We start from the raw sequence: 14550 nt of genomic DNA on the forward strand, positions 1-14550 counted from the left end.
TTTAGACGATGGATCTCACGATATCCTATGCCTATACAAAGAAGACACACCTAGTCTCGAGGTGTGCCTTGGTTATCAGCTCGGCGCAGCGTCAAGGTAACGGAGGTTCCTTCACCGAGCGTGGACTCCAGCTGTACGGAATGATCAAGCTTATGGGTGATTTCACGCACAAGATAAAGGCCCATGCCGGTGGATTCATGGTATTGCCGGCCGCGCTCACCCGTGAAGTAGGGGTGGAACACCCGGTTGATATCCTCCGGCGCGATGCCGATCCCCTCATCGCGTATGTGCAGCTTAACGAATGCTCCTGACGCTTCGGCTGTCAAATGAATCTTCTTGCCGGGGCTGCCCGAATAGTTCACGGCATTCGTCAGAATCTGCCCCAGCATGAACCTGAACCATTTGGCATCCGTATAGACGGAGATCTGATCATCGATTTGGAACACCGGCGTAATGCCTTTGCGAATGAACAGCCTGCGGTTCTCGACGACCGATTCGCTTACCACGGCACGGAGTCCGATGGCTTCTACGGCGAAGTCCTGCTCGAACCGGTCTAAGCGGGCGGTGTACAGCACCATTTCCAAGCCTTTGCGTATCCGTTCGAGCTCTTCCCGAATATGCTCGGCGGGTGCTTCTCCGACTTCATCGAGAGTGAGCTGAATCACGGACAGCGGGGTCTTCATTTGATGCACCCAGCGGTTCATGAAGGCGAGATGCTGGTCGGTCTGGCTTTGATGCCGGTACAGCTGCTCGCGATATAAACGTTCATAATGGCTGATCCGCTCATGCATCGCCTCCGGCAGGGGGGCTTCACCCAAGGGAGGGTTGGAGAACTCCTCCGCAAGATCCTCGGAAGAAAGCTCCTGATACATCGTGCGGTGGGAAAGATAACGGTACGCAAGATAGGCGAGCAGCACGACGCTGCCCAGCAGGATCCCGTACAGCACGATGGCAAAGGGCCTGCCCTCCCCGGTAAGCCAATACAGGAGGGGGACAAGCAGCATTTGCACGGTAAAAAACAAGATGAGCGGGAGATGCTCCCGCAGGAACAGTCTCATAAGGGCTCCCTGCCCGTCACGAACCGGTAGCCTGCTCCCCGAACGGTCTCAATGAGATCTCCGGCGCCCAGCTCGCGAAGCTTGCGGCGAACCCTAGTGATATAGACATTTAACGTATTGTCATCGATAAAGTGCTGATCCTCCCACATCAGATCCAGCAGCCGCTCGCGGCTGACCACGCGGCCGTCCTTTTCCATCAGCATCATCAGCAGGGCCGCCTCCTTCTGGGTAAGCTCGGCTGACCGGTCCCCATAGGCGACGACGAATCGCTCCGGATACAGGATGAGACCGGCGCTTTCAACAGTATGCTCCTCCTCTTGGTCGGTGGCATAAGCGCCAACCGCACGGCGCAGATGGCTGCGGATTTTGGCCAGAACGAGCTCCATGTCAAACGGCTTCGTAATGTAATCATCAGCCCCGTTTTCCAGCGCCATGATCTGGTCCATGCCGCTGTCGCGTGCCGAAATGAATATAATCGGACAGTGGGATTGGGTGCGAATTTGCCGGCACCAATAGAAACCGTCGTATTTCGGCAGATTAACATCCAGCAGCACCAGATCCGGCTTCGTATCCGCAAAGATGTTCATGACGCGGCTGAAATCATCAATGATGCGTACGTTGAAATCATATTTGGAAATGGCCGAACTTAATTTATCCGCGATGCGTTCATCGTCTTCCACGATCAGAATGGTGTACATCGATTCAACTCCTTTTCTCGCAAAACACCCCTCGCATTCAATATACCATACGCATCGAGCAGATTTCGTAATCGTCCGGTCGTACGGGTCATTGAACCCTTGCCCAGGCCCATGCATAAGATGTAGTCACAAATAAACCAACTGCCTGGAAAGGGCGTGACGGCATATGGGAATTCAACTGACCGCGATTCACTGGGTGTACCTGGCGTTTATCGTGCTGATCTTGACGCTGCTGATCCGGCGCCGCGACACGACGCTGATTTGCGTGACCGGCATCTTTGCGCTCGGCCTGCTGGCGACGGAGACACTCAGCGGCTCGGTCTCGGGCGTGTTCCAATCGTTCATTTATGCAACGAAAGAGCTGATGGGCACGATCATGATTATATCCATTATTGTGGCAATGAGCAGGGTGCTGATCAAGACCGGGATTAACGAGACGATGGTAGCGCCGTTAACGCGTTTTCTCCGCACACCCGCGATGGCCTATTGGGGGATCGGCATCATTATGATGATCACCTCGTTCTTCTTCTGGCCTTCGCCTGCCGTGGCGTTAATCGGCGCCGTTCTGCTGCCGGTGGCGATTCGGGTGGGACTCCCTGCCCTCGGGGCTGCGGTAGCCATGAATCTGTTCGGTCATGGTATCGCGCTCTCGGGTGACTACATTATCCAGGGAGCGCCGAAGCTGACGGCCGATGCGGCAGGGCTGCCCGTAGCCAGTGTTATGGCCGCCAGCGTGCCGCTTGTTATCGTGATGGGAGTCGTTACAACAGTGACCGCATTTTGGATGATGCGAAGGGATTTAAGAAACGGCACTTGGCGGGACGGACTCGTCACGATTAAAAGCACGGGAGATGCGCTCACGACCCATCCGGATGAGGAGCATGCGACGGCGGTTATATCGCCGGGGATGAAGAAATGGCTGGCGATTTCGATCCTGCTGCTGTTCGCTGCAGATGTTGCGGCGATGTTCCTCCTGAAGCTGCAGGGAGGGGATGCAACCGCCCTCGTTGGCGGCACGGCCGTCCTCATTCTTGGTGCCATTACCTTGATCGCTCACCGTAACCGGGGACTTGAGAAAATGACCTCGTATTTAATCGAGGGTCTTACGTTCGGCTTCAAGGTGTTCGGGCCCGTGATTCCGATCGCGGCTTTCTTCTACCTGGGCGATGCAGCGTTTGCGGAGCTGTTCGGATCCGTTCTGCCATCCGCCTCGCACGGCATCGTGAACGATCTGGGGGTTGCCCTGGCCCATGTGGTGCCGCTCAATGGTGCGGCGGGCGCGGTTACCTTGACCATTACCGGCATCATCACCGGTTTGGACGGCTCCGGCTTCTCCGGGATCTCGCTGGCCGGCTCGGTTGCGCAGCTGTTCGCCGCTGCGATCGGCTCCGGCGCCGAGACGCTGACTGCGCTCGGCCAGGTGGCTGCCATCTGGGTTGGAGGCGGCACGCTGATTCCTTGGGCGCTGATTCCGGCAGCAGCTATATGCGGCGTCAGTCCGTTCGAGCTGGCAAGACGCAATCTGAAGCCTGTGCTGATCGGTCTTGCGGTCACAACAGCGGTTGCGATGTTCCTCATATAAGGGTATTGCTGAGCATCTGCTATCTAGCAGCACAATTGCTGCAGCAATCATTGGCAGGGCCATAGCGCTAGGCATACGCTGCGTATTGGCTATGTGGAAACGTAAACGAGCGCGGGCCTGTCAGCTCCGCGCTCCGCTCTTTTCAATCCGTGGATGATCCGGCATCCGTTATCTTGATCTTGAACTCATAGGTGATCGGGATGCGGCTAAAGGTATCATCCCACTGATCCTTTATCTTCTTCCACAGCTTGGGGTGCTTAATCCGAAGCTGTTCATCGAATCCTCCAACGTCCGCATGGTATACATGCTGCATTTTATGGAGCACCTGGTCGATTTGCTTGGAGGCTTGCTTCTCGAACACCTTTTCCATCTCTTTAAGATAGGCCTCGGTGGAGGGAATCTCCGGAAAACTCCAGTCCTCAATTAATCGACCCTCCGACTTCATCTTAATATGAAAGGAAATCTCGCCATCCTTAACCCGGGGAATGATCTTGCTGCTGGAATCCTTCATCTCATAGGTTACCGTATACCCGCCTGGGGCGTATGCCTTAAGCACTCCCCCCCGGGCTTCCCCTCTGATCCAGGACAAGCCCTCCACGTCGAACTGGGTTAATTCCCCGACCCACTTCTTGGAGCTGCCTTTAATAATGGCAGCTCCCGAAAATTTGTGTTCCCCTTGAGATGTAACCACATTTTGCAGCAGAAAGCTGGTGCCCGACTGCATGGTGCTGTCCAGCTTGATCAAGGTCACCGGAGGGAGGATTTTGTTGGATCGGCTCCGGTTATCGACGAGTCCCGTCAAATAGAAGGCGGGAACTTCCCCGGGCTCGGTCGAGCTCAGTGCCTCGATTGCAGCCTGGTGGCTTACGACGACAAGGCAGCTGGGACGTATGGCGTTATCGCGCAGGATGAAATCCAAGATTTGCTCCAGGCTGTACTTTTTTGCCAATTCGGACGCAACGACGATTACCTTGAGATGGTCTCCGATCAGCGGGCGGTCTCTGCGAACCGAGAACTGGCGAAAAATTTGGATCAGGGAATCCCCTGTCAGCTTTTCGTTTAAATAGGCCATGCTGGACGCTTGTGAACCGCCTGAGCCGCCTTGGCCCTGCCTCTGGCCGCGACCTGAGATTGGTGGAACAATCTGCACCGTCGCGGTCAGCACATTTCTCTTCGGATATGTTCCCCCTTGCCTAGCGATTTCGCGCTCGAATCGGGATTCGCTGGCTACATCCAGGCCGAGACCCACAACAATGCTCAGGTCTTCGATTTCCTGACTGCTCCAGCATCCGGTATTAAGAACGAGCAGCATGGCTGCAGCGACCCTGAGCCATTGGCGGACCCGTCTGTTCATTTCGATTTCGCTCCTTTCTTCCGGACTAAGCTGACCAACAGCAGCATCAGCGGGATAACTCCGAACAAAGAGACGGAGGCATAGCCGACCGTATCGCCGAGCTTGAAGGCTTCCGTCACGTCTTTAGGAATCATTGCGATGAGGAAGATGACAGGAAGCAATGCAAACACAAAGGGACGGAACTTTTTGTTAAATACTTGCGACCATCCTAGGGATGCCGCATAAAGCGTAACGGTGTAGGTAGAGAAAATCTGCATAATCCAGATCACAAGCAGCAAGGATTCGAACCTTTCAAAGATCAAGCCTTGCACTTCAAAGCTGCGCATCAGGTCCAAAGTGGGCCATGCTCTCGTCACCACGCCGTCAATCGACATCCCTCCGACAACCATAATGACGGTAAAGGTATACATCAAAACAGGTACCGATATGCCGATTATCACAGCACTAGTTGCCTTCTTGGGGAATTTCATAAAAGCTGTGGCAACAAGCATAATCTCATAGCCCGTAAAGGACAGAAGCGTAGGCTTGATACCCCGTAATACAGGCATAATGCCGGATCCAAGCACCGGCCTCAGGTTATCCAACTCGAAAATCGTGCTGCTCAGCAGGAGGGAGAGAACCAAAAATACAAGAGTAATCGGCAATATGATTTCATAGAGGCGGGCGATGCAGTTGATGCCTCCGAGCGTCAAATACAGGCCGATCCACATGAAGGGCAGGACGATTGCCCATATGGGCGTATCCTCCAGTAGAAATAACCCGGTCACCTCGGCCAAAATCCTAATTTCAAAAGCCGATATGACAACGAAAAATCCGATGACCAGCAGGCTTAAGATGAATGCAATCCATTTCCCCGTAATTTCCGGTACGAACTGGAACCATGTTTTTCCTTGGAATCTTTTGCACAGCGATACTAAGATCCAGCCTGCGACCAAAATGATAAGCCCGGACACGATGATTGAAATCCATGTGTCCGGCGTTCGAACCGCCTCTGCGGTTGTTCTGGGAAGGGTAAGAATACCAGCCCCAAGCATATAGTTGATCACCATTACGGCCGCTTGCGAAGTGGAGATATTCTCTTTCGGACCCGTGTTGGAGCTGTTCATCGTTCTAACCTCTTTTCACTGCATGGATATCTTCAGTTTCTTCGGTCGCTGTCATTTGCTTTTAACATAGAAGGCCGTTTCTTCATCATTTTGAGCGGAGCTCTAATAATAAAGTCCTTCCATTCGCTGATGTTATAAGGAGTCATAGGACTCACGTAAGGAACGCCAAAGCTCTTAAGCCTCACCAGATGGCTGCAGACTAACAGGAAGAACAAGACGACGCCGAACAGTCCCAGCACCGCGGCACTGAACATGCCGGTGAAACGAAGTATGCGAAGGGTAATCCCGGCGCTGTATACCGGAATGGTGAAGGACGAGATGGCGGTAACGGCAACGACGATCACCAGGAACGGGCTGACGATGCCCGCGTTGACGGCCGCATCGCCGATGATCAGACCGCCGACGATGCCCATCGCAGGTCCGATCGGCTTCGGGAGCCGGATCCCCGCTTCCCGCAAGATTTCAATCGAGACCTCCATGATGAGCGCTTCAATGATGGAGGGAAACGGTACGCCTTGTCTTGTCTCGGTAATGGAAAGCGCCAGCTTGGTCGGAATCAAGCCGGGGTGATACGAGATGAATGAAATATAGAGCGCCGGGGCGAGCAGGGCGAGCATAGCAGCCAGAAACCGCAACACACGTATAAAAGTGCCCGGCAGCCATCGGTCATAGTAATCCTCCGGCGATTGGAGCAGCATGCTGAAGGTAACCGGGAGGATGAGAGCAAACGGAGTACCGTCCAGCAGAATGGCAACTCTCCCTTCCAGCAATCCGGCAATCACCCTGTCGGGTCTTTCGGTGTTCTGTACCTGTTGAAACGGACTCAGCACGTTGTCCTCGATCAGCTGCTCAATGTATCCGGACTCCATCGGATCATCGATTTCAATCCTTTGTATCCGGGAAGAGACCTCTTCAACCAGCTTGGAATCGGCGATGTCTCTCATATAGGCCAAAACCAGATCCTTCTTTACGCGGTTCCCCACTTCGAACTTCGTCAGGACGAGACTCTCGTTTTGTCCGTGGAGCCGGAGCAGGCCGGTGTTGTCTCCGAGGCGCTCGGTAAAGCCGACGCGGGGACCGCGCAGAAGAGCCTCCGAAATCGGGTCCTCAATGCTCCGACTTTTTCCTTTTGCGGCTCCGATAATAAGAGCTTCCTGCATTCCTTCGACGATCAGTCCGGTTTTGCCGAAAAGTACCGATTCCACGAACTTCTTCAAACTAGGCTCAGGCTGAAGTTCACATACGGTCATCAGTTGCTCAGTTAAATAACGTTTCATTATATTTTTTGATTGAAAAAAGGAACTTTGCTGTTCTTCCCGTACCCCCTGAAGCATCAACGGTTTGAGAATATGGGAATCAACCAGGTCGATATCCGTCAACCCCTCCACATAGAGAATCACGGCCCTGGACTTCGTTCCCTTAATCATAATCTCGCGGAAACGAACATCCGCTTGATTTCCGATAGCGTTCATGACGACCTTTACGTCTTTATCGAACTGTCCTGTAATCCGAATACCCTCCAGCGGACTTTTTGTTCTAGGAGGGGAATACTTGTCCGGCTTCAACGAAAAGCTGGAGTTTAAGGATTTTCGGATCATCTTGAACATGGGTATGAGCAGGAGAGGGATTATCAAGAGCAGAAAGGCTTGAGCAAAAACGGTCCACTTTGGAAAGTAATACAAAACGGTCGACCACAACAATATCACCCCCGTAATTCCTCTGATTATCGGTCATAAATGAAGATCAAGTGTATTGTTACCCGACGCGGCACGGAACATTCCGTTTTTTTCATTTTCAGAGAAGTGAACCCAAACAAAGAAAAGGGACATCCCGCAGGCCATGAATCCGGCCTTGAGGATGTCCCTTGCATCAGTTACAAGTGAACCTTTAGCGTTCTTGCTTGGATAAGGAGAATGGAAGCTCCTCCGGAGTATAGGAACGGTAGCTGGGTGCCAAACCAAGCCGGAAATCCAGGGTTTTTCCTGCCAAGATATCCTCATGCGTAATAAACAGCTTGGTGTATTCCTCGCCCCCGAGCTCCACCTTCGATACGAAATTGGATTGCGGATTGTTGTTATCGGTATGAATGCGCATTTGCTTGCCGTCTGGCAGCTCAATGGTGACGCTGTCGAAGAGCGGAATACCGAGCACATATTCATTGCTTCCAGGACAAACCGGATAGAAGCCCATCGAGCTGAATACGTACCAGCCCGACATGCTGCCGTTGTCTTCATCCCCCGGGAAGCCGTCATAGCCGCTGTTGAACAGATTGCTCATCAGCTGCTTCAGAACGACCTGGGACGAGGCTGGCTGCCCTACATAATTAAACAGATACGGGATATGGAAGCTCGGCTGATTGGAGATCGCCAGCTGTCCGTAATCGATTGCTGCCATCTCACTCATCTCATGGATTTCAAAGCCGTACCCGAGCACGTCGAAATCCGGCGCTTTGTTGCATAATTCGGTGATTTTGTCGAAAAAGCGTTCTTTTGAACCGTACGCCCGAATCAGACCCTCGAAATCCTGGAATACGGCGAAGCTGTTCTGCCAAGCACTGCCTTCGGCATAATCCCGCCCCCAAGCTGTGTCGTCGAATTCCTGGCGGAACTGTCCGTTCTTATCCTTCGCCCGCATAAAGCCGGTGTCGGAGTCGAAGATGTTCCGGTAATTCAATGCGCTTTGCCGGTATTGCTTGGCAATGCTCTCCTCGCCGAGCACGTCGGCAACACGGCTGATGCAGTAATCGCTGTAGGCGTAGTCCAAAGTATGGTTCACGCTTTCGTGGTAGCTGCTTGGCACATACCCATATTGGAGGTAATCGAGCGTCCCTTGGCGCCCGTAGCAATTCTGCCCGCTCTGCGTCGTGGCCGCCTTCAGCATGGCCTGCAGCAGCTCAGGCATCAGGTGCATGCCGATTCCTTTGGCGGCCGCATCTGCGATAACGGCATCGATCAGCGTCCCCGGCATCAGACCGCGTTCGTCCGGAGAGAGCCACTTCGGCAGAAACCCGGCCTCCCGATAGGAATTCAGGAAGCCCTCCAGCATCTCCTCATACTCCTTCGGAGCGATGATGGAGTAGAGCGGATATACCGTTTTATACGTATCCCAAAATCCGTTATTGGTGTACAAAATCCCTTTCTTGACCGTTTTGGCCGTCGTATCGTAATGGACCGGCTGCAGATCGGCATCCAGTTCATAGAATTTCTGCGGGAACAGGAACATGCGGTACAGACAGGTATAGAAGGTGCGCACATATTCTTCGTTAGAATGCGTGACCTTGATCTTGCCAAGGTAATGATTCCATGCCTCGGCAGCGCGGTCTTTCAGCTCATCCAAGGTGCCCGTAACCTCGCGCTGAAGGTTAAGCTCGGCTTGCTCAATGCTGATAAAAGAGGTTGCCAGCTTCACGTCCAAGACCTCCCGCTCGCAATCCTTGAACCGAATGACGGTATGCTGATCGGTGCCGCCCAGTGAGACCTCGGGAGTGAACGCGCCTTCTTCGTCATAATAACCGGACGCGGAGAGGTCCACATCTTTGCTGAAGCTCATGGCCACATACATCCTGAAATCCTTGTCGTGGCAGTCGGCAAAATTGCTGACGTATCCGGTGAGCCTGCGCCCCGCGGCATCCAGACGGAACTCGCTCTTATTGCTCACGTTCAGCACCAATCCGGCCTGTTGCTTGGAATTGTACCTTATGCGCATCGCCGCTCCGTAACAGGTCGGAACCAGTTCGGTTGTAATGTTGTAGCGCTGCTGCTTAACCCGCACATAGTGCGGCTTAAATACGGCCTCTTCCGGGCGGTACGAGCTCTGACAAGTGAAGACGGAGCCTTTGATCTTGTCATCGGCGATCGGTGTCATCAGAAAGTGGGTGAAATCGCCCATCCAAGGACTTGGCTGATGCGTCAGCCGAATGCCTTGGAAGATGCGGTCATGCGGGTTAAAGAACCAGCTGCCTTCATTGTGGGTCTGCACAACGAAATGGTTCATGCCGAAAGGCACGCCTGTATAAGGAAGCGTGTTTCCGTTGGAATAAGGATATCTGCTGTTGGAGCCTTGTCGTGTATCGATGTATTGCAGCATATGTAACATCTCCTTTTTTAATCAATTGAAAATAGATGGCAGGTTACAGCTTCTTGACGGTCTGGCGCTTAATGAGCCGTACCGGAACCACAACATTCTCCTTGGCTTGAACCCGGGGCTGCTGCTCGATGAGCCCGATCAGGCTTTTGGCCGCAAGGTACCCCATCCGCTCGAAATCCTGCGAGATGGTGGTCAGCTTCGGCTCGATGAGACCGGCAAGCTGAATATCGTCAAAGCCCACGATGGAGAAATGGTCCGGGACGGACAGCCCCCGTTCTTTGGCAGCTTGAATGATCTCGATGGCCATGAGGTCATTCTCGGCTACGATGCCGGTGATGCCTTGCTCCATCACGGATTCGAGGAGCCGGAGGAAATATTCCTGCGATGCAGGATTGTCATGGGCCAGCCCCTGTTCGGTAAGATCATGCATGCCGGGATCGGTCAGGCCTGCCTCGAACAGCGCCTTCAAATAGCCGAAATAGCGCTCCCGGAGCGACGATGAGTCCTCGATCTTCTGGGACGAGAGAAAGGCAATTCGTTTGTGATTGTTCTCGATCAGATGACGGGCAGCCTGGTAGCCGCCGTCGAAGTTATCGGCGACCACGGAGAGGAACGGAATCCCTTGGATGCATTTATCCATCGTGACGAACGGATAGTCGGAAAGATGATACTGATACAAAATCCCGAGATCCGATACGCTGTTAACCGGGTAGAAGATCAGGCCCGAGTGGGAGGATTGAAGGGCGCTTTGCAGCAATTTGCGCTGCCCGACAATCGTATTCGATTGGATGTTCAGCGTATAATCCGTCGCAGCCAGATATTCATTAATCCCTTTCTCGTAATCGCCGAGCCCGGGATTATGGGCAAACGGCAGGATCAGCAGAACGTCCTTGCCGCTTCCGCCGAAAGCTTGGCGGGGAGGCGGTGATGTACTGACGAAGCTGCCCTTCCCTTGGATCCGATAGATCAGTTTCTCATTCTCAAGCTCGGTCAGCGCCCGCTTGGATGTGATGCGGCTTACGTTATAAGTCTTCGAGATTTCAGCTTCGGTTGGCAGTTGATCCCCGCTCTGAAGCTCCCCGGATTTAATCTTTGCCCGTAACGCATTCGCGATTTGCTGGTATAGCGGAAATTGTTCCATGAATATCCCCTTATAATTTGATATATCATATATGCGGGATTCGTCAGAAAAATCGATAGGTTAATATTACATCATTTAAGTTGGTATGTCGAACCTGAAAAGTCGGTGGAAGAGGGAAATCTAATGTTTTAGTGCTTCATTTTTCCTCGATGGACGGTGAGCGGGCGTGGTATTGCTTTATTTGTGGTATTTTAGTTTGTATCAGTTGTTATATCAAATTGAGGGGGTGCGGATTATTCAATCCGTTTTTCAATGATCCCTTATCATTTCCGGTTAGCCAGCTCTGCTGCTCAAATGTCCGGAAATTTTCCGAAATATACTTTTATGTATTGTGAAACGGGAATATACGTTCTATAGTGGAGAAAGATTGGAATATGAACAGGGAGGCTGGCGGGATGGGGAAAACGGCGTTATTGGTCATTGACGTTCAGAATGCGATGTTTGAGGAAGGGGATCCGGTATATGAAGGAGAACGGCTGCTGACAAACATCAAGCAGCTTATAGCTAAGGCCAGGAAGGACAATGTTCCCGTGGTCTACATACAACACAGCGATGAGGGCTTGGAGAAGGGGTCGGAGGCATGGAAGATTCATGCCGATATTGCACCTGCAATGATGGATGCGATCGTTCACAAGACGAAGCCGGATTCATTCTATCAAACGACGCTTGAGGATGAATTGAAGCGTCACGGCGTCGAGCATCTCGTGCTTGCCGGAATGCAGACCGATCTGTGCGTGGATACGACATGCAGAAGGGCGGTAAGCCTGGGCTACCGGGTCACGCTGGCAAGAGACGCCCACAGCACCTGGAATAATTCGGCCCTGACCGCCCAGCAGATTATAGATCATCATAATGACGTCCTGCGATGGTTTGCGGCAATTCGACGGACGGAAGAGATCGATTTCCACGAAGAAGCCGGCGTGTAATCGCCGGCTTTTGGTCTGTTGGCTATTTAAAAAAGGTTTGGCCGATTCATAAATTTGATGAAAACAGTCCTCCGGGAATGGTTCCTTCCCAGCATTCTTGTACGGGCAATCCCAGCACATGCGCCGTAACGGCAGCCGTATCCATAATGCCAACCGGCGTTTGGATAGGGCCGGCGTTTACGGCAGGTCCCGTAATTCCCCAGGTGATGGTCATATCCATCGGATGGTCGCTGCCGTGATCATGCGAATGGGCGCCGCCTCCGCCGTGGTCGCTCACGGTGATGACCCAGGTATCCTCCAGCAGTCCTTCCTTGCGCAAGCCGTCCATAATCCTATGCACGTATTGATCCGTGACGGCAATCTGCGCGAGCTGACCGGAAGTGCCGAAGCCGTGTTGATGGCCGGCGGCGTCCGGATGGTCAAGCTGGATGAACATCAGCTTGAAATCGGGATGCTGATGTATATAAGCGGTGATGGCTTCCGCGAGCTCAGGGTCCGGCATGGATTCCATGTGGACGCCCAGATCGTTTTCAATGATCCCTCTGTTGATCGGCTCCCAGCAGCTGAACGCGGCTAACGGTGCATCCGGCCACTTCCGGCGGGCCAGCTTGAAGAGCGAGGCGTAAGGGAAGTCGGAAGGGGTCTTGCGATGAATCGCTTTGTCGTTGTTAAGCCCGTGACGCTCCGGGCTCACGCCGTATAAGAGCGAACCCCAGCACTCTGCACTGATGCTGGGATAAACGGTCCGTGCCTCATAGGTATACGCTCCGCTTTGCAGAAGCTCAAGCAGATGAGGGGCGTCTGCTTGACGGATGAATCCGCCCGCCCCGTCGATTCCAAGAATGACGACTCGTTGTGCCATAGATGGCAGCCTCCTTGTTATGTACATGATCGGTACATTTTGATGATACATAGAATGGCAGTGTTGGACTCAGGACTCATACATGGTTGACTTACCGACGAGACGAGAGCTAACCCCAGATTGCGATGGTGATGATGCCTAATGTGATCAGCGCGGACATCACGATTCGGCGCGAGCCCTGCTGCTCCCGGAGTATAAGAATGCCGAATATCGTGCCGAATACGGTGCTGATCTCACGGATCGGTGCAATATGGGCAAGCGGCGTCAGCCTCATGGCAAACAGAAACAACAGGTACGAGCCTGGCGCCAGAACAGAGCCGAGCAGTATGGTGCGCCAGTTAACGGACCATTCCCGCTTCAGTTGTCCGGATCGCAGGACAGGGATGATAAGCGCGATGAAATAGCTGATATTCGATAACTGGATTAACAGCACGGGGGAAACTCCGGCATCCAGAATCGCCTTGTCCGTGAGCGTATAGCCTGAAATGCAGAGCCCCACCAGACAGGCATAAATAAGCGCTTTTCCATTCACATTGTGACGTGAGCCGGCCCGGATCCCCGATAAGGCGAATAAAGAGAAAATAATGGCGGATAGCCCAAGGACGCCGGCGGTGCTCATTTGCTCGTGAAATAGAACCAGGCTGCAAAGGGAAGTCAGCATGGCGCCGAGCCCCCGCATGAACGGATAGACCTGGGACATATCCCCATGCGTATAAGCTTTAGAGAGCAGGAGGATGTAGCCTCCTTGTATGGTCATGGACAGCAGAATGAAGCCGTATACTTTCGGGCTCAGCGTGAGCTGCGACATTTCGATCCAGAAATAGGGCATCAGAATGATTAAGGTTACCGAATGAATGCACCACAGAAATACCGATTTATGAATGCTTCGCTTCGTAAACAGATTCCAGAGCGCATGCGTCAGACCGGATGACAGGACCAGAAGCAGGGCCAGAAGCTCCATCAGATCGGCCCGGTAAGAACTTCGATCCCGCGAGCAGACAGATTATCCACCCATTCCTGCGGGCAGCCTGGATCCGTGATGAGCATGGAGATGTCCTCCAGCTTCGCGAGCTTCGAGAATGTGGTTACCCCGAGCTTCGAATGATCGGCGAGAACGATGCCTTCCTCCGCACGCTCCAGCATTTTTCGGGATATGTAGGCTTCATCCACATCATAATCGGTAATGCCGTCGGTTAACGAGATGCCCCCGACAGAGATAAACGCTTTATTCACCTTGAACTGTTCCAGCAGCATTTCGGTAAGCGGGCCGGTTGCAGCCTGTTTGGTCCGGTCCATATCCCCGCCGATAAAAATAATCTTCCCCTGAAAAATCTCCATCGCCAGATTGAGAATAGGCACCGAGTGCGTGATGACCGTGACATGCGGGCGGTCCTGAAGATAACGCACCACCTCGATCGTGGTCGTTCCGTTGTCCAGCAGAATGGTCTCCCCGTCTTTAACAAGGGAAGCTGCCAGCTTGCCGATCGCGGCCTTTTCTTCCGAATGCGTCTGCGAACGGCTTAGGAAGGACGGTTCGATCTGTCCGGAGCGCGATTTGACGGCACCGCCGTAAACTTTGCGCAGCTTGCCTTCTTTCTCCAAGCGATCCAGATCCCTGCGGATCGTTTCGGCGGATACATCCAGCTGCTTCGCGAGGGCGTGAACCTGGACCTTGCCTTCAAGCTCCAATTGATGCAGGATTTTTTGCCGCCGGTCTTCATAGGTTACGGACATTGC

The 14550-nt window shown here is 53.1% G+C and carries 12 protein-coding genes; 2 read left to right on the forward strand and 10 right to left on the reverse strand.

The genetic code is table 11. From position 1 onward, the window contains the following. Positions 1-50: 50 nt before the first annotated feature. Together NST44_RS06430 and NST44_RS06435 are read right to left on the reverse strand one after the other, a co-directional pair. Positions 51-1058, reverse strand: coding sequence for a sensor histidine kinase (locus NST44_RS06430; RefSeq protein ID WP_213616109.1), 1008 nt, complete (start codon positions 1056-1058; stop codon positions 51-53). Further along, positions 1055-1756 (reverse strand): response regulator transcription factor, encoded by a 702-nt coding sequence (locus NST44_RS06435; protein ID WP_340898404.1) that lies wholly within the window; start codon positions 1754-1756, stop codon positions 1055-1057. The genes NST44_RS06430 and NST44_RS06435 overlap by 4 nt, the downstream gene beginning before the upstream one ends. A gap of 166 nt (positions 1757-1922) precedes the next feature. On the opposite strand from NST44_RS06435, the gene NST44_RS06440 reads away from it, so the two are divergent. Next, entirely contained in the window at positions 1923-3338 is a 1416-nt protein-coding gene (locus NST44_RS06440; protein ID WP_213616113.1) for a hypothetical protein, read from the forward strand. A 142-nt stretch (positions 3339-3480) separates the two neighbouring features. Here NST44_RS06440 and NST44_RS06445 read toward each other — a convergent pair whose 3' ends face one another. The 5 genes from NST44_RS06445 to NST44_RS06465 form a co-directional block, all read right to left on the reverse strand. Further along, positions 3481-4692 carry a Ger(x)C family spore germination protein gene (locus NST44_RS06445; protein ID WP_340898407.1) on the reverse strand — a complete coding sequence of 404 codons (1212 nt, stop codon included), beginning with the start codon at positions 4690-4692 and terminating at the stop codon, positions 3481-3483. Further along, positions 4689-5798: a spore germination protein gene (locus NST44_RS06450; protein ID WP_340898409.1), complete on the reverse strand. Its 1110-nt coding sequence runs from the start codon at positions 5796-5798 to the stop codon at positions 4689-4691. The genes NST44_RS06445 and NST44_RS06450 overlap by 4 nt, the downstream gene beginning before the upstream one ends. 32 nt (positions 5799-5830) lie before the next feature. Beyond that, positions 5831-7495, reverse strand: a complete 1665-nt coding sequence (locus tag NST44_RS06455; RefSeq protein WP_340898411.1) for a spore germination protein — start codon at positions 7493-7495, stop codon at positions 5831-5833. A gap of 190 nt (positions 7496-7685) precedes the next feature. Further along, a complete protein-coding gene (locus NST44_RS06460; RefSeq protein WP_340898413.1) occupies positions 7686-9884 on the reverse strand; it encodes a GH92 family glycosyl hydrolase in 2199 nt (732 codons plus the stop codon). 43 nt (positions 9885-9927) lie between these two features. Continuing rightward, on the reverse strand, positions 9928-11025 hold the full coding sequence (locus NST44_RS06465) for a GntR family transcriptional regulator (protein ID WP_144868038.1): 1098 nt from the start codon (positions 11023-11025) through the stop codon (positions 9928-9930). A gap of 395 nt (positions 11026-11420) precedes the next feature. On the opposite strand from NST44_RS06465, the gene NST44_RS06470 reads away from it, so the two are divergent. Continuing rightward, a complete protein-coding gene (locus NST44_RS06470) occupies positions 11421-11951 on the forward strand; it encodes a cysteine hydrolase family protein (protein ID WP_144868040.1) in 531 nt (176 codons plus the stop codon). Between the two features lie 46 nt (positions 11952-11997). Here the strand turns inward: NST44_RS06470 and NST44_RS06475 are convergent, their stop codons facing one another. The 3 genes from NST44_RS06475 to NST44_RS06485 form a co-directional block, all read right to left on the reverse strand. Continuing rightward, on the reverse strand, positions 11998-12813 hold the full coding sequence (locus NST44_RS06475; protein WP_007128984.1) for an alkaline phosphatase family protein: 816 nt from the start codon (positions 12811-12813) through the stop codon (positions 11998-12000). A gap of 109 nt (positions 12814-12922) precedes the next feature. After that, a complete protein-coding gene (locus NST44_RS06480; protein ID WP_007128983.1) occupies positions 12923-13774 on the reverse strand; it encodes a DMT family transporter in 852 nt (283 codons plus the stop codon). After that, positions 13774-14547, reverse strand: a complete 774-nt coding sequence (locus tag NST44_RS06485) for a DeoR/GlpR family DNA-binding transcription regulator (RefSeq protein ID WP_007128982.1) — start codon at positions 14545-14547, stop codon at positions 13774-13776. Before NST44_RS06485 ends, NST44_RS06480 begins: the two co-directional genes overlap by 1 nt. Between the last annotated feature and the right edge of the window lie 3 nt (positions 14548-14550).

This window comes from Paenibacillus sp. FSL W8-0919, from assembly GCF_038003785.1.
Taxonomy (GTDB): domain Bacteria; phylum Bacillota; class Bacilli; order Paenibacillales; family Paenibacillaceae; genus Paenibacillus_AQ; species Paenibacillus_AQ lactis.